A 22245-nucleotide genomic window follows, 5' to 3' on the forward strand; every position below is an offset into this window, starting at 1 on the left:
GCCCTCTCCGGTCCGCTCTTGATCCTTTGCACAGTGTGAACTATCCGGCGCATGTCCGTACCGCGGTCGGGTACCCGCATCGGACCAGTGAATCAGCGCGAAACGGAACAGAAGACGCGCGCAACGCAAGAACGGAAGAGGTGAGTCACATGGGTCTGGGCGGGTGCATCATCCTGATCGCCGCCGGGGCAATACTCACGTTCGCCACCGACTGGGAGGTCAAGGGCGCGAATCTCGACGTCATCGGCGTGATCCTCATGGCCGTCGGCTTCATCGGCGTGGCCACCTTCACGAGCATCGCCAAGCGCCGCCGCGTCGTCGTACCCCCCTCGACACCGGTCGTCGAGGACAGGCCGAACCCCCGCACCTACGAGTGACCTGCCCTTTTCGCCCCCGCAGGGGAAGGGTGCCCCAGCCGGTACCGGTTTGACCGCCGGACCAGCGGGCACCCGCACAGCGCTCGCCACGTCCGCGTCCGCGGCCCCCTCCCAAGGAGCGAAGAGATGCGTGTCTCATCAGCCCAAGCCGAACAACTGGCCGAACTCGGACAGCAGTTGCGCGTCGACGCGGTACGCGCGGCCGACGCCGCGGGCTCCGGACACCCCACGTCCTCCATGTCCGCGGCCGACATCGGCGCCGTGCTCCTCGCGAGCCATCTGCGCTACGACTTCACCCGGCCCGAGCATCCCGGCAACGACCGGCTCGTGCTCTCCAAGGGCCATGCGTCGCCCCTGCTGTACGCCCTCTTCCGGGCCGCCGGGGCGATCGACGAGGACGAGCTGCTGACCTTCCGCAAACGGGACAGCCGTCTCGAAGGGCATCCGACACCACGCCTGCCCTGGGTCGACGTGGCCACCGGGTCCCTCGGGCAGGGGTTGCCGGTCGGCGTCGGCATGGCGCTCGCCGGAAAGAGGCTCGACCAGATCCCCTACCGGGTCTGGGTCCTCTCCGGTGACAGCGAGATGGCGGAGGGGTCCGTGTGGGAGGCCGTCGCGCACGCGGCGTACGAGGAACTCGACAACCTGACCCTGATCGTCGACGTCAACCGGCTCGGGCAGCGGGGCCCCACCCGGTTCGGCTGGGACCTCGAGGCCTACGCCCGCAGGCTGGAGGCGTTCGGCTGGCACACGCTGCGCATCGACGGGCACGACGTCGCGGCGATCGACGCCGCGCTCACCGACGCGGCCGCCACGACCGGCCGCCCCACCGCCGTGCTCGCCCGGACCCACAAGGGACACGGGGTGGCCGCCGTGCAGGACCAGGAGGGCAAGCACGGCAAGCCGCTCCCGGACGCGGAAGAGGCCATCAGGGAACTCGGCGGCGTCCGCGACGCCCGGATCGAAGTGGCGCGCCCGCCCGAGGTGCGTGTTCTCCACCGGCGCGGCGGCGGACTGACCCTGCCGGTGTACGAGATCGGTGACCAGGTCGCCACCCGCACCGCCTACGGGCAGGCCCTCGCCGCCCTCGGCTCCGCGCGGACCGACGTCGTCGCCCTCGACGCCGAGGTCGGCGACTCCACCCGCACCGAGCTGTTCGCCAAGGAGCACCCGGGTCGCTACTTCCAGTGCTACATCGCCGAACAGCAACTGGTCGCCGCCGCCGTCGGCATGGCCGCCCGCGGCTACGTTCCCTTCGCCTGCACCTTCGCCGCCTTCCTCACCCGCGCGCACGACTTCGTCCGCATGGCCGCCGTCAGCCGCGCCTCGATCAACCTCGTCGGCTCGCACGCCGGTGTCGCCATCGGCGAGGACGGTCCCTCGCAGATGGGCCTCGAGGACCTGGCCATGTTCCGCGCGGTGCCGGGCAGCACCGTGCTGTATCCCTGCGACGGCCCGCAGACCGCCCGGCTCGTCGCCGCCATGGCCGACCTGCCGAACATCAGCTACCTGCGCACCAGCCGCTCCGACATGCCGGTGCTCTACGGCCGGGACGAGGAGTTCCCCGTCGGCGGCTCCAAGACGCTGCGCTCCTCCGGCCGCGACCGAGCCTGCGTCATCGCCGCCGGCGTGACCGTGCACGAGGCGCTGGCCGCCGCCCACGCACTCGAACGGGAGGGGATCGCGGTCCGAGTCGTGGACGCGTACAGCGTCAAGCCCGTCGACACCGCGACCCTGCAGACGGCCGCCGACGACACCGGCTGCCTGATCACCGTCGAGGACCACCACCTCGAGGGCGGTCTCGGCGACGCGGTGGCCGAGGCGTTCGCCGACGGGCGCCCCTCGCCCCGGCTCGTACGCCTCGGGGTACGCGGAGTGCCCGCGTCCGCCACGTCCCGCCAGCAGTTGCACGCGGCGGGCATCGACGCCGAGTCGATCGCCGCCGCCGTGCGGCTGCTCGTCGCGGAGGCGATGGTGAGCCCATGAGCACGCACCGGGTGGCGGCGGGCGGCCGCAGCGTCGAGATCAAGCGCCCCGACAAGCTGCTGTTCCCCGACGACGGGATCAGCAAGGCGGATCTCGCCGCCTACTACCGTGCCATCGCGCCGTACATGCTTCCCCACCTGCGCGGCAGGCCGCTGATGCTGGAGCGGCATCCGGACGGTGTCGGCGGCCCCCGGTTCATGCAGAAGCACACCCCGGAGCACTACCCCGACTGGGTGGGCAGGGCGGAGGTCGAGAAGGAGGGCGGCACCGTCGTGCACACCGTGTGCGACACCACCGCCACACTCATGTACCTCGTCGACCAGGCGTGCGTCACCTTCCACCGCTGGCAGTCCCGGGTGAAGCGGCCGGGCCACCCCGACCGGCTCGTCTTCGACCTCGATCCGCCCGGCGACGACTTCGAGGCGGTGCGCAGGGCCGCCCGCGGGCTCGGGGAACTGCTCGGCGAACTGCGGCTGCCCGCCCGGCTGATGACCACCGGGTCCCGCGGACTGCATGTCGTCGTTCCGCTGTCCGGCACCTCCGGCTTCGACGAGACCCGGGCCTTCGCGCAGGAGGTGGCCGAGACGCTCGCCGCCCGCGACCCCCGGCACCTCACCACCGCGGTGCGCAAACAGGCGCGGGGGGACCGGCTCTACCTGGACGTGCAGCGCAACGGATACGCGCAGACCGCCGTGGCCCCGTTCTCGGTGCGGGCGAAACCCGGCGCCCCGGTGGCCGTGCCCATCGGCTGGGACCAGCTGGACGACCCCGGACTCACCGCACGGCGCTGGACGATCGCCGACGCGCCGGACCAGGCGCGCGCCGAGCCGTGGAAGGCGACCGCGGACGGCAGCAGGTCACTCGGCCCGGCCGGCCGCCGGCTTGCGTCGTTGCGCCGCTGATCCGTTTCGTGGGCGGTTTGCCGGTCACCCCGGCCCGGCAGGTGCTGTGCAGGCGCGAGCACACCGCCCGACCCGAAGGGAGCCCGTGATGGAAGAGACCAGCGGAGGCGGCCGGCGGGGCCGTGACGAGACGGAGGAGGAGCGGGCGGACCGCCGGTTCGGCGAACTGCTCCAGGAGTTGCGCGTCGCGCAGACCGGCGTACAGATCCTCTTCGGTTTCCTGCTCACGGTCGCCTTTCAGCCACGCTTCACGGAGCTCACGAGCACCGACCGCATCATCTACACCGTGACCGTCCTGCTGGGCGCCGCGACCACCGGGGTCCTCGTCGGGCCGGTCTCCTTCCACCGCCTGCTGACCGGCAAGCGTCTCAAGCCGCAGACGGTGGCCTGGGCGTCCCGGCTGACCATGCTGGGCCTGGTGCTGCTGCTGTGCACGATGGCGTCGGCGCTTCTGCTCATCCTGCGTGTCGTGGTCGACGACGCGCACGCCGCCTGGCTCGTCGTCGGCATGGTGGTCTGGTTCGTCGTGTGCTGGTTCGTCCTGCCCGTCTGGACGCGCATGAAGGAACGGCCCAAGGGCTGACACGAATTCAGCCGTCTTCCTCCACAGGGTTTTCGGGCGCGTGCGATTCTCCGGTGCCCCGGCTGTACTCTGCGCCCACACGCCGGCAGTGGAGGCGTGTCACCCATGGAGGAACAGTGACAGAAATCAGCAGAACGCGGTGGCGTTCCGGGGCTCTCATAGCCGCCGCCGCGGTCGGCGCGCTCGGGGTCGGGCTCGCTGCCGCCCCCGCGGTCGCCCACACCCCCACGTGGTCGGTGACCTGCGACGAGGTCAGCCTCGAACTGACCAACTACGGCCACAACGCCCGGAACACGGTGACCGTCACGGTCGACGGCAAGGACCTGCTGCCGACCGAGACGTTCACGAACGACTTCAGCAGGACGCTGAAGCTCCCCGAGCACGACAAGGAAGTCTCCGTCCGCCTCGTCATCACGGCGAGCGACGGCGACCAGTACGGGCGCGACGAGACGAAGACGGCGCCCGTGTGCGAGGACGAGTCCCCCACCCCCACCCCCACCCCGACGCCTCCTTCGCCGACGCCGAGCGACACGCCCAGTGAGACGCCGAGCACCTCGGCGCCCGCCACGCCGGCGCCCGCGCCGAGCACCTCCTCGCCCGGCCTGGCCGAGACCGGTTCGTCGAGCTCGACGCCGCTGATTGCGGCGGCGGCCGCCGTGGTCATCGCGGCCGGCGGTGGCATCACGTGGGCGGCGCGCAGGCGCCGCGGCGTCCAGGACTGACGCACCGCGACCCGCAGGGGCTGCCGGGCCGGCAACGGCCCGGCAGCCCCCGCTCTTTCCCCGGACGGACGACCGCCTGCCCCCACGGGCGCGCCTCGCCGCCCTCGCTCGCGTAACCACTCCCGCCGTCGACGCACACCCGGGGCGAACTCACCTATGAACAGGCGGCGTTGACGGGCCACCGTCCGCGCCGACTCCCTCGCCGTCGTCCACCGGCCCGCCACGGCGCTGTTCCGGACAGGGCGACAACCGACCCCCAACCGGTGCAACGCCTCGCGCCGCATCGCGTGGTGACGACCCGTCGGCGTGCCCGTCGGGGCGAAGGCGCCCCGGTGAAGGCCCGCTCCGCCGCCTCGTCGACGATCACGACAGCCACCGTTCTCCCGCGCGTTGCCCGCACACTCTGGTGCGCACGCCCGCGCGCCGCGATGCTGTGCGCCGACAGCGCTTACTACGAGCTCAACCAGCCTGACTCCGGGAGAAGTTGTGGGCCTTGGCAGAGCAAGACACACCGTCGTGCTCCTCGCGACGCTGTCCGCACTGGTGGCCGGGGCGAGCGTCCCCGCCGCCGCCGACCCGACACCTGACCCGCCGCCCCGCGAGACTGCCGAGATACTGCGGCCCATCGCCCCGCCGCCCGCCAGCAACCCCGGCGGAACGCATGCCGCGGTGGCCGACGAGGACGGCATCGAGACCGCCCGCAGCCGGCGGCCGGTCGCGCCCGGCGTCGAACTCACCTCCTACGACCGGCTCGGGGCGGCCAAGTGGCTGCGCGTCGACGAACTCTCCGTCGACCTCGGCGGCGCCGACGTCCGGGCCGACTACCTCTCCTCCGGCAAGGTCGCGGACCGCAACAGCGTCTCCGATCTCGCCGCGCGGCACGACCCCGGCCCGGGCAGGCGCACCGTCGCCGCCATCAACGCCGACTTCTTCGACATCAACCAGACCGGCGCGCCCCAGGGCGCCGGCATCCGCGACGGGCAGCTCACCCACTCGCCCGCACCGGGCGCGCACCGTGCCGTCGGCATCGGGCCCGGGGGCGCGGGACGGGTCCTCCAGCTGTACTTCGACGGCACCCTGACCGTCCCCGGCGGCGCCCACCCCCTCGGCGCCTACAACGCCGCCAACGTCCCGGCAGGCGGCATCGGCGCGTACACCGCCGCCTGGGGCGAGGCGGACCGGGCCCTCACCGTCGACGCCGCGACCCCCGTCGCCGAGGCCGTCGTCCGCGAGGGCAAGGTCGTCGCTGTGCACGACCGGCCCGGCAGCGGGCCCGTCCCCGACGACACCACCGTCCTCGTCGGCCGCGAGGCAGGGGCCGCCGTACTCGCGGCGCTGCGGCCCGGCGACCCGGTGTCGGTGGCATACCGGCCACGCACCGACAGCGGACCCGTACCGCGCACGGCCGTCGGAGGCCGCGAACTCCTCGTCGTCGACGGCGTACCCCAGAACCACGACGGCGCGGGCAACAACGCCACCGCGCCCCGTACCGCCGTCGGGTTCTCGCGGGACGGCCGGTCGATGCACGTCGTCACCGTCGACGGGCGGCAGGCCGACAGCGGCGGCGTCACCCTCACCGAACTCGGCCTGATGATGAAGAAGGCCGGCGCGCACAACGCCCTCAACCTCGACGGCGGCGGCTCCTCCACCCTCGTCGCCCGCGAACCCGGCAGCGACGCCCTCCAGGTGGAGAACAGCCCCTCCGACGGCAGCGAACGCGACGTCCCCAACGGACTCGCCCTCACCGCCCCCGACGGCAGCGGAAAGCTGCGAGGCTACTGGGTGGAGACCGCGATGCCCGCGGCCGGCGCTCCCACCGCCGACCCCGTCAAGGGCGGTCACCCGGAGCGGGTGTTCCCCGGCCTGACCCGCCGCCTCGCCGCCGCCGGGTACGACGAGACGTACGGACCCGCCGCCGGCACGCCCCACTGGCTCTCGGTCGACGCGTCCGTCGGGCGCGTCGACGACCAGGGCGTCTTCCACGCCCGTGACAGCGGCGACACCGAGATCCGCGCCGCACGCGCGGGCATCCACGGCAGCATCCGCCTGACCGTCCTCGACGATCTGGCACGCATCGAACCGACCGTCCGGCGTGTCGGACTCGCCGACGCCTCCGCCACCGGCACGTTCGGCATCGTCGGGTACGACGCCCAGGGCAACAGCGCCCCCGTCGAACCGGACGACGTCCGACTCGACTACGACCGCGAACGGTTCACCGTCCGCGCCGAGCGCAGCGGCTCCTTCACCGTCAGTTCCCGTACGGGCGGCGACGCCGCGGGGCGGATCACCGCGACCGCAGGCGGCGTCACCACCGTGCTCGCGGTGAGCGTCGGCCTCGCCGAGCAGGCCGTCAGCTCCTTCGACGACGCCGCGCAATGGAAGTTCAGCCACGCCCGTGCGGGCGGCTCCCTCGCCCCCACGCCCGACGGGCACAGCGGAACCGGACTGGAGATCCGCTACGACTTCACCCGGTCGACCGCGACGCGCGCCGCCTACGCCGCCCCGCCGCAGCCGATCGCCGTCCCCGGGCAGCCGCAGACCTTCACGCTCTGGATCAAGGGCGACGGCAACGGTGCATGGCCGACCCTGCATGTGAAGGACGCCGCCGGGTCCGACCAGCTGCTGCGCGGCCCCTACGTCACCTGGACCGGCTGGCGGCAGGTCACCTTCGCCGTGCCGCCCGGCGCCGCCACGCCGTTGTCCGTGTACCGCTTCTATCTCGCCGAGACCGCCGCGAACCGGCAGTACACCGGCCGGATCGTGATCGACGGACTCGACGCCCAGGTACCGCCCGGCGTGGACCTGCCCGACCCGCCGCGCGTCGCCGACCCTCTCGTCGACTCGGCGGCCGTGACCGGCGCACGGGACTGGCGCTTCGCCGTCATGTCGGACGCGCAGTTCGTCGCCCGGGACCCCGACAGCCCCATCGTCGGCCAGGCACGCAGGACGCTCAGGGAGATCAGGGCCGCCCGTCCCGACTTCCTCGTCGTCAACGGCGACCTCGTGGACGAGGGCTCCCCGGCCGACCTCGCCTTCGCACGCCGCGTGCTGACCGAGGAACTCGGGGACGCCCTGCCCTGGTACTACGTACCGGGCAACCACGAGGTGATGGGCGGGAGGATCGACAACTTCGTGACCGAATTCGGCCCCGCGCACCGGGTGTTCGACCACCGCGGCACGCGCTTCGTCACGCTCGACACCTCCAGTCTGAGCCTGCGCGGCGGCGGCCTCGCCCAGATCAAGGCACTGCGCGCCCAGCTCGACGCCGCGGCCGCCGACCCCGGCATCGGGTCGGTCATGGTCATCGAGCACGTGCCGCCGCGGGACCCGACCGTCCAGAAGGGCAGCCAGCTCGGCGATCGCAAGGAGGCCGCGCTGGTCGAGGACTGGCTCGCCCGGTTCCGGCGTACGACCGGCAAGGGGGCCGGACTGATCGGCAGCCACGTCGGGGTCTTCCACGCCGCGCACGTCGACGGCGTTCCCTACCTGGTCAACGGCAACTCCGGAAAGGCCCCTGCCGGTCCGGTGGACGAGGGCGGCTTCACCGGCTGGTCCCTCGTCGGTGTCGACGAGGTCTCCCGAGCCGACCAGGCTGCGGGCCGCCGCGCCCCGTGGGGCCCGCGCCCCGACTGGGTCTCGGTCCAGACGCGGGCCCACGCGGACGCGGTGACGCTCGACGCGCCCGCCGTGCTGCAGCCCGGGGAGAGCGGCGACGCGCGGGCGACGGTGCAGCAGGGCGCGCGCCGCGTACCGGCGGCGTGGCCGATGAGCGTGGACTGGTCCGGCTCGCCGAACCTGCACATCGGCCGCACGCAGGACGCCCGGCCCCGGCACGCGGCGTCGTTCGACCCGTCGACGGGCCGGCTCACGGCGCTGCGCCAGGGCAGCGTCACGCTGGCGGTGACGGTGAACGGCGTGACGCACACGGTCCCGGTCACGGTGACGACCGCGGCGGAATCCCGCCACCGCGACGCGGCGTGACGCCCGGCCCGCCCGGGGCCGACAGGGCCCCGGGCGGGCCCAGGCTGCAGGGGGTGGGGGCGGGTTCACCGTCGAGACCGCCCCAGCCATGGGTGGCTCCTCCGTCTTCTAGGGCTCCGCCTCAAGTCACCGCACAACCGGCAGTTGTGACAGCACGTCAGCCGGCTCGCCCCCTCGGCGGTGACCGGCGTGCTGCGCCTGGCAGCGGCCGGCGTCGGGTCACCACTGGGCGATGAGCGGCGTGTCCGGTTCGTGCTGCCGCCAGGCTTCGGTGAGGCGGACGAGGCGGGTGCGGGCGGCGATGCCGCGCACGGTTGCGATCTTGCCGTCGGTGATGTCGAACGTCACGGCGCCGACGACCTGGTCGCCGATCACGAAGAGGATGGCGGGGGCGCCGTTGACGGGCGCGTAGTGGATGGCGGGCGTGCCGCCGGCAAGTCGCCGTTTCGCGGGTGTGGGTCTGAAGCCGGCCCGTGCGACGGCGGCGATGCGCTGCGGAGTGTCGAACTGCAGCAGCCTCTCTCTCAGGCCGGCGCCGTCGGAGATCGCGGTCGCGTCGTCGGTGAGCAGCGCCACCAGCCGTTCGGTGCGGCCCGAGGAGGCAGCGGCGAGGAATTCCTCGACGATCCTGCGGGCGGATGCCGGGTCGACTTCGCCGCCGCCGCGGTGGCCCGCGGCAGTGATGCGGCGCCGGGCCCGGTGAAGGTGCTGCTGGCTCGCGGACTCGGTGATGTCGAGGATCTCGGCGATCTCGGCGTGGCTGTAGGAGAACGCTTCGCGCAGGACGTAGACGGCCCGCTCGAGGGGGGAGAGGCGCTCCATGAGAGTCAGCACGGCGAGGGAGACCGATTCGCGCTGCTCGAAAGTGTCGGCCGGGCCGAGCATCGGGTCGCCGTCGAGGAGCGGTTCGGGCAGCCAGGCGCCGGCGGTGCGTTCGCGGCGGGCCTGTGCCGAGCGGAGCCGGTCGAGGCACAGGTTGGTGACGACCTTGGTCAGCCATGCTTCCGGCACCTTGATCCGCTGCCGGTCCGCGGCCTGCCAGTGCAGGAACGCGTCCTGTACGGCGTCCTCGGCGTCGGTGGCGGAGCCCAACAGCCGGTACGCCAGCGAGGCCAGCCGGTTCCGGCTGGCCTCGAACCGACTGGTGTCGAAGCGATCAGTGGCGGTGCTGTCCACGCGAATCACCCTAGGCGGCTACGAGGCGGCTACGCGACCGCCTTCTCGGCGGACGTGTCCGGCGCGGCGGCCAGGCGGTGCTTGCGCTTGGGCAGCCCGAAGGTCGGGTGGGAGCTGGCCCACAGCGACATCCTGAGGATGCCCGCCTTGATCCGCGCGGCCTTCCGGCCGCCCACGTACTTCGGCCTTGCGTGCGCTTCGTCGTCGACCATCTGCAGGATCCCGTCCCGCCGCCCGAGGCTGATGTGGTTGCCCAGGTACTCCAGCTTGGTGTTCGCGACCTTGCGGCCGGTCAGGCGTCCCACGATCGCGGCCGTGGCCTGCATGCCGGTGTAGCCGGCCGAAGCGCAGGACATCGGCAGCGGCCGGCCGTTGTCGCCGATGGCGTAGGCGCTGTCGCCGGCGGCATAGACGTTCGGGTGCGAGACCGACCGCATGGTGCGATCGACGACGATCCGACCGTTCTCGGTGACCTCCAGCCCGCCGGCGGCGGCGATCGGGCTGACCGCGAACCCGGCCGTCCACACGGTTGCGTCGGACGCCAGGGCGGTGCCGTCGGCGCACAGCACCCGCGTCGCTTCGACGGCTTCGACGCTGGTGTGCTCCAAGGCGGTGATGCCCAGCCGGTCGCAGGCCTGGCGCAGGTGGCTGCGGGCTCCTGCGGAGAGCTGGGCGCCCAACTCGCCGCGGGCGACCAGCGTCACCGACAGGCCGGGCCGGGACTCGGCGATCTCGGTGGCGGTTTCGATGCCGGTCAACCCGTCGCCGACGACCAGCACACTCCCGCCTTCGTCCCGCCTGCTCAGGCTGTCCAGGCGCTCGCGCAGGCGCAGCGCGGAGGGCCGGCCGGTGACGTCGAAGGCGTGCTCGGCCACCCCGGGGACGCCGTGGTCGGCGACGTGGCTGCCGAGCGCGTAGAGAAGCGTGTCGTAGCCGAGCTCGCCGCCGCCGTCGGCGTCGGCCACGGCGACGACCTGGCGCTCGGGGTCGACGGCGGTGACACGGGCCAGGCGCAGCCGTATCCCCGTGCCCGCGAAGACGTCGGCGAGCTGTGGAGTCTCGATCTCCTGGCCGGCCGCGAGCTGGTGCAGCCGCAGCCGCTGGACGAAGTCCGGCTCGGCGTTGACCACGGTGATCTCGATGTCCGCCGGGGACAGCCGGCGGTCCAGGGTCCCGGCCACGTAGGCCCCGGCGTAGCCGGCGCCGAGGACGACGATGCGGTGCTTCATGTGATGCTCCTGTCGGTTCGCTTGCTGCTGCCGGTGACTTGAGCGGAACAGCGCCCCGATTGCTGACAGGAACCGCATGTGGCATGGGTCACATAGCGGCAGGAGCGCGCTCGACGCTGCCCAGTCGCCGCGCACCGGCGTCCAGCACGCCACCACGTCCTCGGACGACCACTCCCGGCGCATGCCAACTCCCACCCCTCCGCCGACGATCCGTCCGGCCTGACGAAGGGGCGACCCCGGAGCAACGGGCCGTCAGGAGCCGTGGTGGCTGCTGTGCGCCGTGGGTCACGGACAGGAGGCCGTTACGGGAAGGGGCGAGGGGAAAGCGCCCCGCCCCACCCCGTCGTGCGGGACGCCCCCGCCGCGACCCCGCCCGGCCGCGTCAGCGCGCGAGCCCGAGGCCCTCGACCGCCGGTGGGGCGAAATGGCGTTCCACCTCCGACCGCGTCACCCCGCTCAGCTCCGGCGGGGACCAGCGCGGGCAGCGGTCCTTGTCGACGACCTGTGCCCGGATGCCCTCCACCAGGTCGGGCGAGGACAGGGCCGCGCACGAGACACGGAACTCCTGCTCCAGCACCGGCTCCAGCTCGCCCAGCACCCGCGCCCGGCGGATCGACTCCAGCGTCACCTTCAGGGACCGCGGCGAGCGGCCGAGGATCGTCTCGGCGGTCTCCTTCGCCTCGCTCTCCCCGGACGCGAGGAGGCGATCGACGATGTCCTCCACCGTGTCCGCCGCGTAGCAGTGGTCGATCCACGCGCGCGCCCCGGCGAGCCGGCCGGCCGGGGCGGGCTCCGCGTACCGCCGCACCGCCGCGGTCACGTCCTCGGACGCGACCGCCGCCGCGAGGTCCGCCAGCCGGGCGGACGGGACGAAGTGGTCGACGAGACCGAGCAGGAGCGCGTCGCCCGCGCCGACCGCCTCTCCGGTGAGAGCCAGGTGCGTGCCCAGTTCGCCCGGCGCCCGCGCCAGCAGGTGGGTGCCGCCCACGTCGGGGACGAAGCCGATGCCCGTCTCCGGCATCGCGATCCTGGAGCGCTCGGTGACGACGCGGACGCTGCCGTGGGCCGACACCCCGACGCCGCCGCCCATCACGATGCCGTCCATGAGGGCCACGTACGGCTTGGGGAAGCGGGCGATACGGGCGTTGAGCCGGTACTCGTCGCGCCAGAAGCCGACCGACGCCCGGCCGCCCGCTCGCGCGTCGTCGTGGATGGCGCGGATGTCGCCGCCCGCGCACAGTCCCCGTTCGCCGGCTCCGGAGACCACCACGGTCGCGACGGCGTCGTCGCTCTCCCAGCCGGCGAGCGCGGCGTCGATCGTGCGGACCATGGGGTGGGTCAGGGCGTTGATCGCGCGCGGGCGGTTCAGCGTGATGTACGCGGCACGGCCCTCGGTGCGCAGCAGTACGGGGGCGTCGTGCTCTTCGGGGGCCATCCGGTCGTCCTTCCAGGGCGGAACGTGTGCGGCGCTGCGGGCGTCCCGCCCATCCTCGCTCACCCGCCGGCCCGCTCCGCACGACCCCTTCCCCTTCAGTCCGACCGGTCGGTATGTTGCCTCTGGGCTGGGCACGGCGGCCCTCCCGCGACAGGATCCAGGCGACGGAGGTTTCCCATGGCGGTTCGCGGCGACGACGGCGCACTCGGGGACGACGCATCCCGGGTCGAGGGCCACTGCGACGAGCGCTTCGCGGCCGTGCGCGCCGCCTTCGAGGACAACTTCCGTGAACGCGGCGAGCTGGGCGCCGCCGTGACCGTGCTGGTCGGCGGTGAGACGGTCGTCGACCTGTGGGGCGGCTGGGCGGACCCCGCCCGCACCAGGCCCTGGGAGCGCGACACGCTGGTCAACGTGTGGTCGACCACCAAGGGCCCGACGGCCCTGTGCGCGCATCTGCTCGCCGACCGGGGGCAGCTCGACCTGGACGCGCCGGTGGCCTCGTACTGGCCGGAGTTCGCCGCGGCGGGCAAGGAGAAGGTGCTCGTGCGCCACCTGCTGTCCCATCGGGCCGGGCTCGCGGGCTTTCGCGCGCCGCACTCGCTCGACGAGCTGTGCGACTGGGAGCTGACCTGTGACCGGCTGGCCGCGACCGAGCCCTGGTGGGAGCCGGGCACCCGTTCCGGCTACCACGCGCTGACGTACGGCCATCTGGTCGGCGAGGTCGTCCGGCGGATCACGGGAGTGCTGCCGGGTGACTTCCTCCGCCAGGAGATCACCGGGCCGCTCGGCATCGACTTCACCCTCGGGGTGCCCGGGGAGGAGACCGGCCGCGTCGCGGAACTGGAGCATCCGCGCGTCCCGCCCACGGCGGAACAGGCCGCGGTCTTCCAGCAGCTGTCGCCGCTCGCGCTCGCCGCCCTGCTCAACCCCGTGGTCGGCGCGGACGGGGCCAACTCGCCGCAGTGGCGCGCCGCCCAGGTGCCCGCGGCCAACGGACACGCAACCGCACGCGCCGTCGCCGCGCTGTACGGGATCTTCGCCGGGCGCGGAGTGCTCGGCGGCCACCGGGTGCTGAGCGCGGAGGCCGCGGAACGGGTCCGCGAGGGGCAGGGAAGCTGCCGCGACCTGGTGCTCGGTCCGGGATTCGCGCACGACACGGAGGTCGGGCTCGGCCTGTGGCTGAGCGGCGCCAACGGCTCGTACGGGCCCAACCCCCGCGCGTTCGGCCACGACGGCTTCGGCGGCTCGTGCGGCCTCGCCGACCCCGAGGCCGGACTCAGCCTCGGGTACGTCATGAACCGCATGGGCCCGCGCGTCGCCGACGACCCGCGCAAGATGGCGCTCGTCGACGCGGTGTACCGCTCGCTGTAGGCCGCGCACGGCCCTTCCGGATTCCTGCAACACGTTCTACTGTGTGCGCGCCGCCGCGCAAGGGACGACCGCGAGACGCCTGGAGGGGCCGTGCACCTTCGCTACACCCCGCAGCAACAGCAGTTGCGCGCCGAACTGCGCACCTACTTCGCCGAACTGGTCCCCGACCACGCCCACACCCTCCCCCGTGGCCCCCAGGGCACGGGAGGTGCCCCCACCGCCGATCCGGCCGCGCGCAAACGCTTCTACCGCGAGACGATCCGCCGCCTCGGCGCGGACGGCTGGCTCGGCGTGGGCTGGCCGAAGGAGTACGGCGGCCGCGGCCTGAGCCCGATGGAACAGTTCATCTTCTTCGACGAGGCGGCCCAGGCGGGCGTACCGCTGCCGCTGATGGCACTGAACACCGTCGGCCCGACGATCATGCAGTTCGGCAGCGACGAACAGAAGGCACGCTTCCTGCCGGGGATCCTCTCCGGCGAGATCGACTTCGCCATCGGCTACAGCGAACCCGAGGCGGGCACCGACCTCGCCTCCCTCAGGACCCGCGCGGTGCGCGAGGGCGACGAGGCCACCGGCCACTACACGGTGAACGGCCAGAAGATCTGGACCACGAACGGCGACACCGCCGACTGGGTGTGGCTCGCCGTGCGCACCGACCCCGAGGCCCCGCCCCACAAGGGCATCACCATGCTCCTCGTTCCGACGTCCGACCCCGGCTACTCGTGCACGCTGATCAACACCCTTGCCTCCCACGACACCACCGCCAGTTACTACGAGAACGTCCGTGTCCCCGTCTCCCACCGCGTCGGCGAGGAGAACAAGGGCTGGCGGCTGATCACCAATCAGCTCAACCACGAACGCGTCACCCTCGCCGCGCACGGGACCACGGCCATCCGCGCCCTGCACGACGTCCAGCGCTGGGCCGCGGACACCAAGCTCGCCGACGGCCGCCGCGTCATCGACCTGGGCTGGGTGCGGGGCCGGCTCGCCCGTACCCACACCCGCCTCGACGCCATGAAACTGCTCAACTGGCAGATGGTGAACGCCGTCCAGGACGGCACCCTCACCCCGCAGGACGCCTCCGCCGTCAAGGTCTACGGCTCCGAGGCCCGGCGCGACGCCTACGCCTGGCTGATGGAGGTCGTGGGAGCCGCCGGCCCCCTCAAGGAGGGCTCCGCGGGAGCCGTCCTGCACGGCGAACTCGAACGCGGCTACCGCTCCGCGGTCATCTTCACCTTCGGCGGCGGCAACAACGAGATCCAGCGCGAGATCATCTCCTGGATCGGACTGGGGATGCCGCGGGTACGCCGCTGAAAGGCATGACAGCCGGCGCCGGCCACGATCGCGTCGTAGCCGCTCAGACCTGTTCCGCCTCCGCCGTGCCGGTGGCCTCGCGGGTGATCCGGTCGAACTGTGCTCCCATGGCCTCTGCCAGCGCCTGTGCGGCGGAAAGGGGGCGGACCATCACCGTGAAGTCGTCGATGAGTCCCTGCTCGTCGAGGTGCAGGAAGTCGCAGCCGGTGATCTCCCGGTCGCCGACCTTGGCCCGGAAGACCAGGGCATGGTCGCGTCCGCCCTGACCGGTGATCTCCCGCACGTAGTGGAAGTCGGTGAACACGCGGGACACCCCGCGCAGGACGGCTGCCGTGATCGCCTTTCCCGCGTAGGGCTTGAAGGCCACAGGGCTGGTGAAGACGACCTCCTCGGCGAGGAGCGCCTCGATCGCGGCGTGGTCGTTCGCCTCGACGGCTCGGCGGAATGACTTCATGGTCGCCTCCACGAATAGTCAACAAAGTGAGTAGGTGCGAGGAGGCTAGTGGTCGCACGCGTGGCGCGTCCAGGCTTGAGTACTCACTTTTTTGATTACTCACGCGTGCTGCTAGCGTCAGGCCATGGCACTGCGCAACGCCGTTCTCGCGGCCCTGCTGGAAGGCGAAGCGTCCGGCTACGACCTGGCCAAGGGCTTCGACGCGACCGTGGCCAATTTCTGGGCCACCACCCCGCAGCAGCTCTACCGCGAGCTGGAACGCATGGAGACCGAGGGCCTGATCGCCGCCCGTGTGGTGGTTCAGGAGCGACGCCCCAACAAGCGGGTGTACTCGCTCACCGAGGCGGGCCGGGTGGCCCTCAGACGGTTCACCTCCCAGGTCCCGAAGCCCAGCGCGATCCGTGACGAACTCCTTGTCCAGGTCCAGGCCGTCGACGACGGCGACCTCGAAGCCGTGCACGCATCCGTCGGCGACCTGCTCGACCGGTCGCGAGGCAAGCTCGCCCGCTACGAGCGCCTCCGTGACCGGCTGCTCCGTGGCGCGGACGAGACCGATCACCTCACGCATGCCGAGCGCGTGGGGCCTTACCTCACCCTGTTGCGCGGCATGGCCTTCGAGCGCGAGAACATCCGCTGGGCCGAGGAGGTGCTCGATGTGCTCGCGAGACGATCGGGCGGTTCCGCCTCACGGGAGTGAGGCGGAACGACGACTCGAGCCCGCATCGCGCCCCACCCCGTACAAACTCCGCAGACAGGCCGCCATACTGGACGGGCCGGGGAGGGCGCAGGACAGCGACGGGGGCGACAGCACGAGATGGCGGAAACCAGGCTGATCCACGGCCGGTACCGACTGCTCGATCTCATCGGGCGCGGCGGCATGGGCGAGGTGTGGCGGGCCCGTGACGAGTCGCTCGGCAGGCGGGTGGCGGTCAAGTGCCTGAAACCGATGGGCACCCACCACGACCAGTCCTTCTCCGACGTCCTGCGGGAGCGGTTCCGCCGCGAGGCCCGGGTCGCGGCCGCGCTCCAGCACCGCGGCGTGACCGTCGTCCACGACTTCGGCGAACACGACGGCGTCCTCTACCTCGTGATGGAGCTCCTGGAGGGCCGCAACCTCAGCCAGCTGATGGAGGACAACAAGCAGCAGCCGCTGCCCGTCGGCGACGTCATCGACATCGCCGACCAGATCGCCGACGCCCTCGCCTACACCCACGACCAGGGCATCGTGCACCGCGACCTCAAGCCCGCCAACATCATGCGGCTGAGCGGCGGAGCGGTGAAGATCTGCGACTTCGGCATCGCGCGCCTGGGGGAGGACATCGGTTTCACCGCCAAGCTGACCGGCACCGGCATCGCCATGGGCACGCCGCACTACATGTCGCCGGAGCAGATCGGCGGCAGCGCCGTGGACCACCGCAGCGACCTGTACTCGCTCGGCTGTGTCCTGTACGAACTGGCCACCGGCGCGCCGCCGTTCGACCTCGAAGACACCTGGTCGATCCTCGTCGGCCACCGGGACACCGCGCCGAGACCGCTGCGCGAGGTACGGGAGGAGGTCCCCGGCTTCCTGGAGCGGATCGTGCTCGACCTGCTCGCCAAGACGCCCGAGGAAAGGCCCCGGGACGCGGGCGACCTGCGCCGCCGCATCGGCGCCGCCCGCCGCCCGGGTGACGGCGGCCCCCCGGCCGTCCCGGTCCCGCGCCTGCCGGAGGCGTCCGCAGGCGGCGAGCCCTCGCTGCCCGACTGGACAAGGGGTATGACGACCGGTCACAAAGCCGTGGGCACGACCGCCGTGCGGCCGCCCCTGCCCGACCACACCGCCGCGCTGACCGGGGCCTGGACCAACCCGCCCGCGATCCCCCGTGTGCCCGCGCAGGCCGGCCCGCCCTCCGTCACCTTCCACGGCGGCGGCGAGCGCCCCACTCCGCAGCCCGAACTCCTCGCCGTCCTCGCCAGCCGCCACAGCGCGGGCCTGAGCCTCGGCCGGCTCGGCCGCTGGGACGAGGCCGGCGAGGTGCACCGCGCGGTCGCCGAGGAACGGGCCGCGCTGCTCGGCCCGGACCATCCCGACGCCCTCGCCAGCCGGTACGAGATCGCCTTCACCCTCAGCAGGACCGGCCGGGCGGCCGAGGCGCTGACCGAGTTCGCGTACGTCGGCGAGGGCCGGGAGCGCGCACTCGGCCCGGACCACCCCGACACGCTCGCCGCCCGTCAGGAGACCGCGTACGTGCTGGGCCGGCTCGGCCGGTACGCGCAGGCGCGCGACGTGTACGAGGCGGTCCTCGCCTCCCGCGAGCGGACCATGGGCCCCGACCACCCCGACACCCTGCGCTGCCGGCACAACCTGGCGTTCAATCTGAGCCGCCTCGGCCTGATCGAGGAGGCGTACCGCATGGCCGACGACGTGGCGACGGCGCGCGCCCGCGTCCTCGGGGCCGGTCACCCCGACACGCTCGTCACCCGCTACGAGGTCGCCCATGCGCTCGGCCGGCTCGGCCGCTGGGCCGAGGCGCTCGCCACCTACCGGGACGTCGCCGCCGCCCGTGCGCAGGCGCTCGGTCCCGACCACCCGGACACGCTCGCCGCGCGCTACGAGGCCGGTATAAGCCTCGGCCGCCTCGGGCGCAGCGCCGAAGCCCTGGACCTGTTCCGGGCGCTCGTCGACGACCGCACCCGGGCCCAGGGCCCCACCGACCCCGAGACGCTGCGCGCCCGGCACACCCTCGGGGTCAACCTGGGCCGCCTCGCCCGCTGGCCGGAGGCGCTGGGGGAGGCGCGCGAGGTGTGCGCGCTGCGCGAGCGGGTCCTCGGCGCGGACCACCCCGACACGCTCGTCAGCCGCCGCGAGGTGGCCGTCGCCCTCGGCTGGCTGGGCCGCTGGCACGACGCGTACGCCGTCTACCGGCACGTCGCCGAAGCGCGCGAGCGGGTCCTCGGCCCCGGCCATCCCGACGCCCTGGCCAGCCGCAACGACGAGGCGCACTGCCTCGAACAGCTCGGCCGCCACGCGGAGGCCGTGGAGGTGTACCGGCGGGTCGCGGCGCTCCGGCAGCAGCGGAGCGGCGCACCCGGAGGCTGACCTGGGCGTCGTCACAGGATCATGCCGACAGCAGGGGGCGCGCCGGGGGCCGGGAGGGGTTAGGGTCCGGCCATGCCCGCACACGCCTCGTACGACGCCGTCATCGTCGGCGGCGGCCACAACGGCCTGGTCGCCGCCGCCTACCTCGCCCGCGCCGGACGCTCGGTCCTGCTGCTGGAACGCAGCGGGACCACCGGAGGAGCGGCCGTCTCGACCCGTCCCTTCCCGGGCGTCGACGCGCGCCTGTCCCGGTTCTCGTACCTCGTCTCGCTGCTGCCCGACAAGATCGTCCGCGATCTCGAACTGGACTTCGCCGTCCGCAAGCGCACCGTGTCCTCGTACACCCCACGCGGCAGCGGCGGACTGCTGGTCGGCGGGCCCGGAACGGCGCAGTCGTTCGCCGGCACCACCCGCGGCGAGCGGGAGTACGCGGCCTGGCAGGAGTTCTACGGCCTCACGCGCGAGGTCGCCGGGCGCGTGTTCCCGACGCTCACCGAGCCGCTTCCCTCACGGCAGGAACTGCGCGAGCGCGTCGGCGACGAGACCGCGTGGCGGATGCTGTTCGAGGAGCCGATCGGCGTCGCGATCGAGAAGCGGTTCGCCGACGACCTCGTCCGGGGCGTGGTGCTCACGGACGCGCTGATCGGCACGTTCGCCGACGCCCACGACCCGTCCCTGCCGCAGAACCGCTGCTTCCTGTACCACGTGATCGGCGGCGGCACGGGCGACTGGGACGTGCCCGTCGGTGGCATGGGGGCGCTGACCGACGCGCTGGCCGCCGCGGCCCGCGCGGCCGGCGCGGAGATCGCCGTCGCGCACGAGGTCACCGGTGTCGAGACGGACGGCGCACGGGCGGAGGTCACCTTCCGCACCCCCGACGCGGAAGGGACGGTCGCCGCCCGGCACGTACTGGTGAACGCCTCCCCGCAAGAACTCGCCGCCCTGCTCGGCGAGGAACCGCCGGCAGCCCCGGAGGGCGCCCAGCTGAAGGTGAACATGCTGCTGCGCCGGCTGCCGCGGCTGCGCGACCGCGGCGTGGACCCGAAGGACGCGTTCGCCGGGACCTTCCATGTCTCCGAGGGCTACGAGCAGTTGGCGACGGCCTACCGGGAGGCGGCGGCGGGCCGGCTGCCCAGTGCCCCTCCCTCCGAGATCTACTGCCATTCGCTGACCGACCCGTCGATCCTCGGACCGGAGCTGGTGGCCGAGGGCCACCAGACGCTGACCCTGTTCGGACTGCACACCCCGGCGCGGCTGTTCGCCGCCGACAACGACGCCGTGCGCGCCGAACTGCTGGCCGCCACGCTCGCCGAGCTCGACTCGTACCTGGAGGAGCCGATCTCCGACTGCCTCGCCCTCGACGCGAACGGCGAGCCGTGCATCGAGGCGAAGACCCCGCTCGACCTGGAGCACGAGCTGCGGCTGCCCGGCGGGCACATCTTCCACCGGGACCTGTCGTTCCCCTACGCGACGGACGAGACGGGACGCTGGGGTGTGGAGACGGCGCACGCCAACGTCCTGCTGTGCGGCGCGGGCGCGGTACGCGGCGGCGGGGTCAGCGGCGTGCCCGGCCACAACGCCGCGATGGCGGCACTGGGCCGGTGAAAGCCTGACGCCGGGTTCCGGGACGGAGCGCGGCCTGTTACCGGCCCGGGACGGTTCGCGGCCGGGATCTCGGTCCCGGGACGCCCGCCGCCCCGGGGATGGGCGCGCGCGGCCCGTCGCGATGCCGTCGCTCAGTCGCGGGACGGCGCCCAGCCGACCGCCTCGAGCCGCGCGGCGTCCGAGGGGCGCGCCTCGTCGAAGAGCGCGCGGCCGTGCTCGTCGTCCACGCGCATCGCGTCCACGTACACCCCGCGCCCGACGTAGAGACGGTCGGTGGTGTACCGCCAGCGCAGGCGCACCTCCGCGCCGCGCCACGCCGACAGGTCCGCCGACAACCGGTGCCAGACGCGCCCCGACCAGCCGGTCGCCGTGCCCGCGGGATGCTGCTGCTCCCCTTCGTCGGGGTGCGTGGTCGTGAACGGCACCGGCTGCCAGCTCGCCCCGCCGTCCGCCGACGCCTCCAGGAACACCCGGTCCGCGCCGGGCTCGGTGTCCCACCACAGGAAGCAGCCGAGCCGTCCGGCCGCGGGCCCGAGCGGTGGCAGGGTGAGGGTGGCGGTCGTGGCGCCCGCCATGCCGCCGAACCAGGCGGTGCGCCCGTGCGCCGGACGTACGGCGACGGCGCGCGCGAGGTTGTTGGCGGCCGCCACGCGGGGCGCACTGCCCGAACGCCAACTGCGCACGGGGTGGACGGAGTTCCCGAGGACGACCAGGAACGAGTCGGTGGTCGGGTCGAGAACCAGGCTGGTGCCGGTGAATCCGGTGTGACCGGCGGTCCGGGGCGTGGCCATGGCGCCCATGTACCAGTGCTGGTGCAACTCGAAGCCGAGGCCGTGCTCGTCGCCGGGGAACGCCGTGTTGAAGTCGGTGAACATCAGCTCGACGGATTCCGGCGCGAGGATGCGGGAGCGGCCGTAGCCGCCGCCGTTGAGCAGGGTGCGGGCGAGGATCGCGAGATCCCACGCGCGGGAGAAGACACCGGCGTGGCCCGCGACACCGCCGAAGCTGTACGCGTTCTCGTCGTGGACCTCCCCCCACACCAGTCCGCGCTCCAGCCCCGACCAGGGCAGCCGGGCGTCCTCGGTCGCGGCGATCTGCGGCTTCCACTCGGCGGGCGGGTTGAAGCGGGTGCGGTCCATGCCGAGCGGAGCGGTGATCTCGTCGTGGAGCAGGGTGTCCAGAGTGTGACCGGTGATCTTCTCCAGGACGAGCTGGAGCGCGATCAGATTCAGGTCGGAGTAGAGGTATCGCGTGCCCGGGGCGTTCGCCGGGGCCTCGTTCCACAGCAGGCGCAGCCGACCCTCCTGCGTGGGCTCCTTGAAGAGCGGGATCCAGGCCCGCAGGCCGGAGGTGTGGGTGAGCACCTGCCGCACGGTGATGTCCTGCTTGCCCGCGCCGCCGAACTCGGGCACGTACGAGGCGACGGCCGACTCCAGTGCCAGGGCGCCGCGTTCGATCTGCTGCACGGCGAGGATCGAGGTGAACAGCTTGGAGACGGACGCCAGGTCGAAGACGGTGTCCTCGGCCATAGGGATCTGCTGGTCCGCGGGCAGCTCCACGGCCGTGTCGGTCACCTCGTCGTACGAGGAGTAGCGCAGCGCCTTCCCGATGGCCCGGTGCAGGGCGACCGTGCCGCCCCGCCCGGCGAGCAGCACCGCCCCGGCGTACCAGGGATGCTTGGGGGACGGGCGCAGGAACGACTCGGCGTCGGTGACGAGACGGTCGAGATGCGGGGCGAGCAGCCCGGCGCGATCCGGGGTGCCGCGCCGCAGTGTCGGCCGGTGGGCGGGCCCTCCGCCGCCACCGGAAGCGGGGCCCAGGGGCGCACCCGTGGCCGGCGCCGCGAAGGGGACGGATGCCAGGGTGAGCGCTCCCCCCAGCGCCAGCAGGCCGCTGCCCAGTCTCCTCCGGCTGATCGCCCTGCTCCCTCTGTCCGCTGCGTCCTCGGTCATACGGAATCCTTCCTGAAAGTATCTTTCGGATCTTCCGCGCCACGTGAAACTTTCTTGCCGGACGGGTGGAGTGTCAACC

Annotated in this window: 16 protein-coding genes; 11 read left to right on the forward strand and 5 right to left on the reverse strand. The window is 73.0% G+C overall.

What is annotated here, in order from left to right:
• The first annotated feature begins 149 nt into the window (after positions 1-149).
• The 6 genes from HW130_RS03895 to HW130_RS03920 all read left to right on the forward strand — a co-directional run bounded on the left by HW130_RS03895 (position 150) and on the right by HW130_RS03920 (position 8551).
• Positions 150-377: a hypothetical protein gene (locus tag HW130_RS03895; protein WP_177147965.1), complete on the forward strand. Its 228-nt coding sequence runs from the start codon at positions 150-152 to the stop codon at positions 375-377.
• A gap of 126 nt (positions 378-503) precedes the next feature.
• The gene (locus HW130_RS03900) at positions 504-2363 is read left to right on the forward strand and encodes a transketolase (protein ID WP_177147966.1); all 1860 of its coding nucleotides are present in this window, start codon (positions 504-506) and stop codon (positions 2361-2363) included.
• The gene (ligD, locus tag HW130_RS03905; RefSeq protein WP_177147967.1) at positions 2360-3265 is read left to right on the forward strand and encodes a non-homologous end-joining DNA ligase; all 906 of its coding nucleotides are present in this window, start codon (positions 2360-2362) and stop codon (positions 3263-3265) included. Before HW130_RS03900 ends, ligD begins: the two co-directional genes overlap by 4 nt.
• An 88-nt stretch (positions 3266-3353) precedes the next feature.
• Positions 3354-3848 (forward strand): DUF6328 family protein, encoded by a 495-nt coding sequence (locus HW130_RS03910; protein ID WP_177147968.1) that lies wholly within the window; start codon positions 3354-3356, stop codon positions 3846-3848.
• A 116-nt stretch (positions 3849-3964) separates the two neighbouring features.
• The gene (locus tag HW130_RS03915; protein ID WP_375256505.1) at positions 3965-4570 is read left to right on the forward strand and encodes an LAETG motif-containing sortase-dependent surface protein; all 606 of its coding nucleotides are present in this window, start codon (positions 3965-3967) and stop codon (positions 4568-4570) included.
• A gap of 516 nt (positions 4571-5086) precedes the next feature.
• Positions 5087-8551, forward strand: a complete 3465-nt coding sequence (locus HW130_RS03920; protein ID WP_309140314.1) for a phosphodiester glycosidase family protein — start codon at positions 5087-5089, stop codon at positions 8549-8551.
• 219 nt (positions 8552-8770) lie between these two features.
• On the opposite strand, the gene HW130_RS03925 is transcribed toward HW130_RS03920, so the two are convergent.
• The 3 genes from HW130_RS03925 to HW130_RS03935 all read right to left on the reverse strand — a co-directional run bounded on the left by HW130_RS03925 (position 8771) and on the right by HW130_RS03935 (position 12391).
• Entirely contained in the window at positions 8771-9727 is a 957-nt protein-coding gene (locus HW130_RS03925) for a sigma-70 family RNA polymerase sigma factor (protein WP_177147970.1), read from the reverse strand.
• A 29-nt stretch (positions 9728-9756) separates the two neighbouring features.
• On the reverse strand, positions 9757-10956 hold the full coding sequence (locus HW130_RS03930; RefSeq protein ID WP_177147971.1) for an NAD(P)/FAD-dependent oxidoreductase: 1200 nt from the start codon (positions 10954-10956) through the stop codon (positions 9757-9759).
• A gap of 382 nt (positions 10957-11338) precedes the next feature.
• The gene (locus HW130_RS03935; protein ID WP_177147972.1) at positions 11339-12391 is read right to left on the reverse strand and encodes an enoyl-CoA hydratase/isomerase family protein; all 1053 of its coding nucleotides are present in this window, start codon (positions 12389-12391) and stop codon (positions 11339-11341) included.
• Positions 12392-12568: 177 nt separating this feature from the next.
• On the opposite strand from HW130_RS03935, the gene HW130_RS03940 reads away from it, so the two are divergent.
• Positions 12569-13762 carry a serine hydrolase domain-containing protein gene (locus HW130_RS03940; protein WP_177147973.1) on the forward strand — a complete coding sequence of 398 codons (1194 nt, stop codon included), beginning with the start codon at positions 12569-12571 and terminating at the stop codon, positions 13760-13762.
• A 90-nt stretch (positions 13763-13852) separates the two neighbouring features.
• A complete protein-coding gene (locus tag HW130_RS03945) occupies positions 13853-15076 on the forward strand; it encodes an acyl-CoA dehydrogenase family protein (protein WP_177147974.1) in 1224 nt (407 codons plus the stop codon).
• A 43-nt stretch (positions 15077-15119) separates the two neighbouring features.
• Here HW130_RS03945 and HW130_RS03950 read toward each other — a convergent pair whose 3' ends face one another.
• The gene (locus HW130_RS03950) at positions 15120-15530 is read right to left on the reverse strand and encodes a nuclear transport factor 2 family protein (protein ID WP_177147975.1); all 411 of its coding nucleotides are present in this window, start codon (positions 15528-15530) and stop codon (positions 15120-15122) included.
• A 124-nt stretch (positions 15531-15654) separates the two neighbouring features.
• Between HW130_RS03950 and HW130_RS03955 the strand changes: the two genes are divergently transcribed.
• The 3 genes from HW130_RS03955 to HW130_RS03965 all read left to right on the forward strand — a co-directional run bounded on the left by HW130_RS03955 (position 15655) and on the right by HW130_RS03965 (position 20214).
• On the forward strand, positions 15655-16227 hold the full coding sequence (locus HW130_RS03955; RefSeq protein ID WP_177147976.1) for a PadR family transcriptional regulator: 573 nt from the start codon (positions 15655-15657) through the stop codon (positions 16225-16227).
• A 117-nt stretch (positions 16228-16344) separates the two neighbouring features.
• Positions 16345-18609 (forward strand): serine/threonine-protein kinase, encoded by a 2265-nt coding sequence (locus HW130_RS03960; RefSeq protein ID WP_177147977.1) that lies wholly within the window; start codon positions 16345-16347, stop codon positions 18607-18609.
• 72 nt (positions 18610-18681) lie between these two features.
• On the forward strand, positions 18682-20214 hold the full coding sequence (locus HW130_RS03965; RefSeq protein WP_177147978.1) for an NAD(P)/FAD-dependent oxidoreductase: 1533 nt from the start codon (positions 18682-18684) through the stop codon (positions 20212-20214).
• A gap of 131 nt (positions 20215-20345) precedes the next feature.
• Here HW130_RS03965 and HW130_RS03970 read toward each other — a convergent pair whose 3' ends face one another.
• Entirely contained in the window at positions 20346-22166 is a 1821-nt protein-coding gene (locus tag HW130_RS03970; RefSeq protein ID WP_177147979.1) for a serine hydrolase, read from the reverse strand.
• Between the last annotated feature and the right edge of the window lie 79 nt (positions 22167-22245).

The sequence above is a fragment of the Streptomyces sp. PKU-EA00015 genome (assembly GCF_013387495.1).
Taxonomy (GTDB): Bacteria; Actinomycetota; Actinomycetes; order Streptomycetales; family Streptomycetaceae; genus Streptomyces.

What these genes read in the sequence shown, in the direction of transcription:
- HW130_RS03955 (WP_177147976.1), top strand. Translation starts at nt 15,655, where the DNA reads ATGGCACTGCGCAACGCCGTTCTCGCGGCCCTGCTGGAAGGCGAAGCG.
- HW130_RS03950 (WP_177147975.1), bottom strand. Translation starts at nt 15,530, where the DNA reads ATGAAGTCATTCCGCCGAGCCGTCGAGGCGAACGACCACGCCGCGATC.
- HW130_RS03935 (WP_177147972.1), bottom strand. Translation starts at nt 12,391, where the DNA reads ATGGCCCCCGAAGAGCACGACGCCCCCGTACTGCTGCGCACCGAGGGC.
- ligD (WP_177147967.1), top strand. Translation starts at nt 2,360, where the DNA reads ATGAGCACGCACCGGGTGGCGGCGGGCGGCCGCAGCGTCGAGATCAAG.
- HW130_RS03960 (WP_177147977.1), top strand. Translation starts at nt 16,345, where the DNA reads ATGGCGGAAACCAGGCTGATCCACGGCCGGTACCGACTGCTCGATCTC.
- HW130_RS03940 (WP_177147973.1), top strand. Translation starts at nt 12,569, where the DNA reads ATGGCGGTTCGCGGCGACGACGGCGCACTCGGGGACGACGCATCCCGG.
- HW130_RS03900 (WP_177147966.1), top strand. Translation starts at nt 504, where the DNA reads ATGCGTGTCTCATCAGCCCAAGCCGAACAACTGGCCGAACTCGGACAG.
- HW130_RS03910 (WP_177147968.1), top strand. Translation starts at nt 3,354, where the DNA reads ATGGAAGAGACCAGCGGAGGCGGCCGGCGGGGCCGTGACGAGACGGAG.
- HW130_RS03930 (WP_177147971.1), bottom strand. Translation starts at nt 10,956, where the DNA reads ATGAAGCACCGCATCGTCGTCCTCGGCGCCGGCTACGCCGGGGCCTAC.
- HW130_RS03970 (WP_177147979.1), bottom strand. Translation starts at nt 22,166, where the DNA reads ATGACCGAGGACGCAGCGGACAGAGGGAGCAGGGCGATCAGCCGGAGG.
- HW130_RS03895 (WP_177147965.1), top strand. Translation starts at nt 150, where the DNA reads ATGGGTCTGGGCGGGTGCATCATCCTGATCGCCGCCGGGGCAATACTC.
- HW130_RS03965 (WP_177147978.1), top strand. Translation starts at nt 18,682, where the DNA reads ATGCCCGCACACGCCTCGTACGACGCCGTCATCGTCGGCGGCGGCCAC.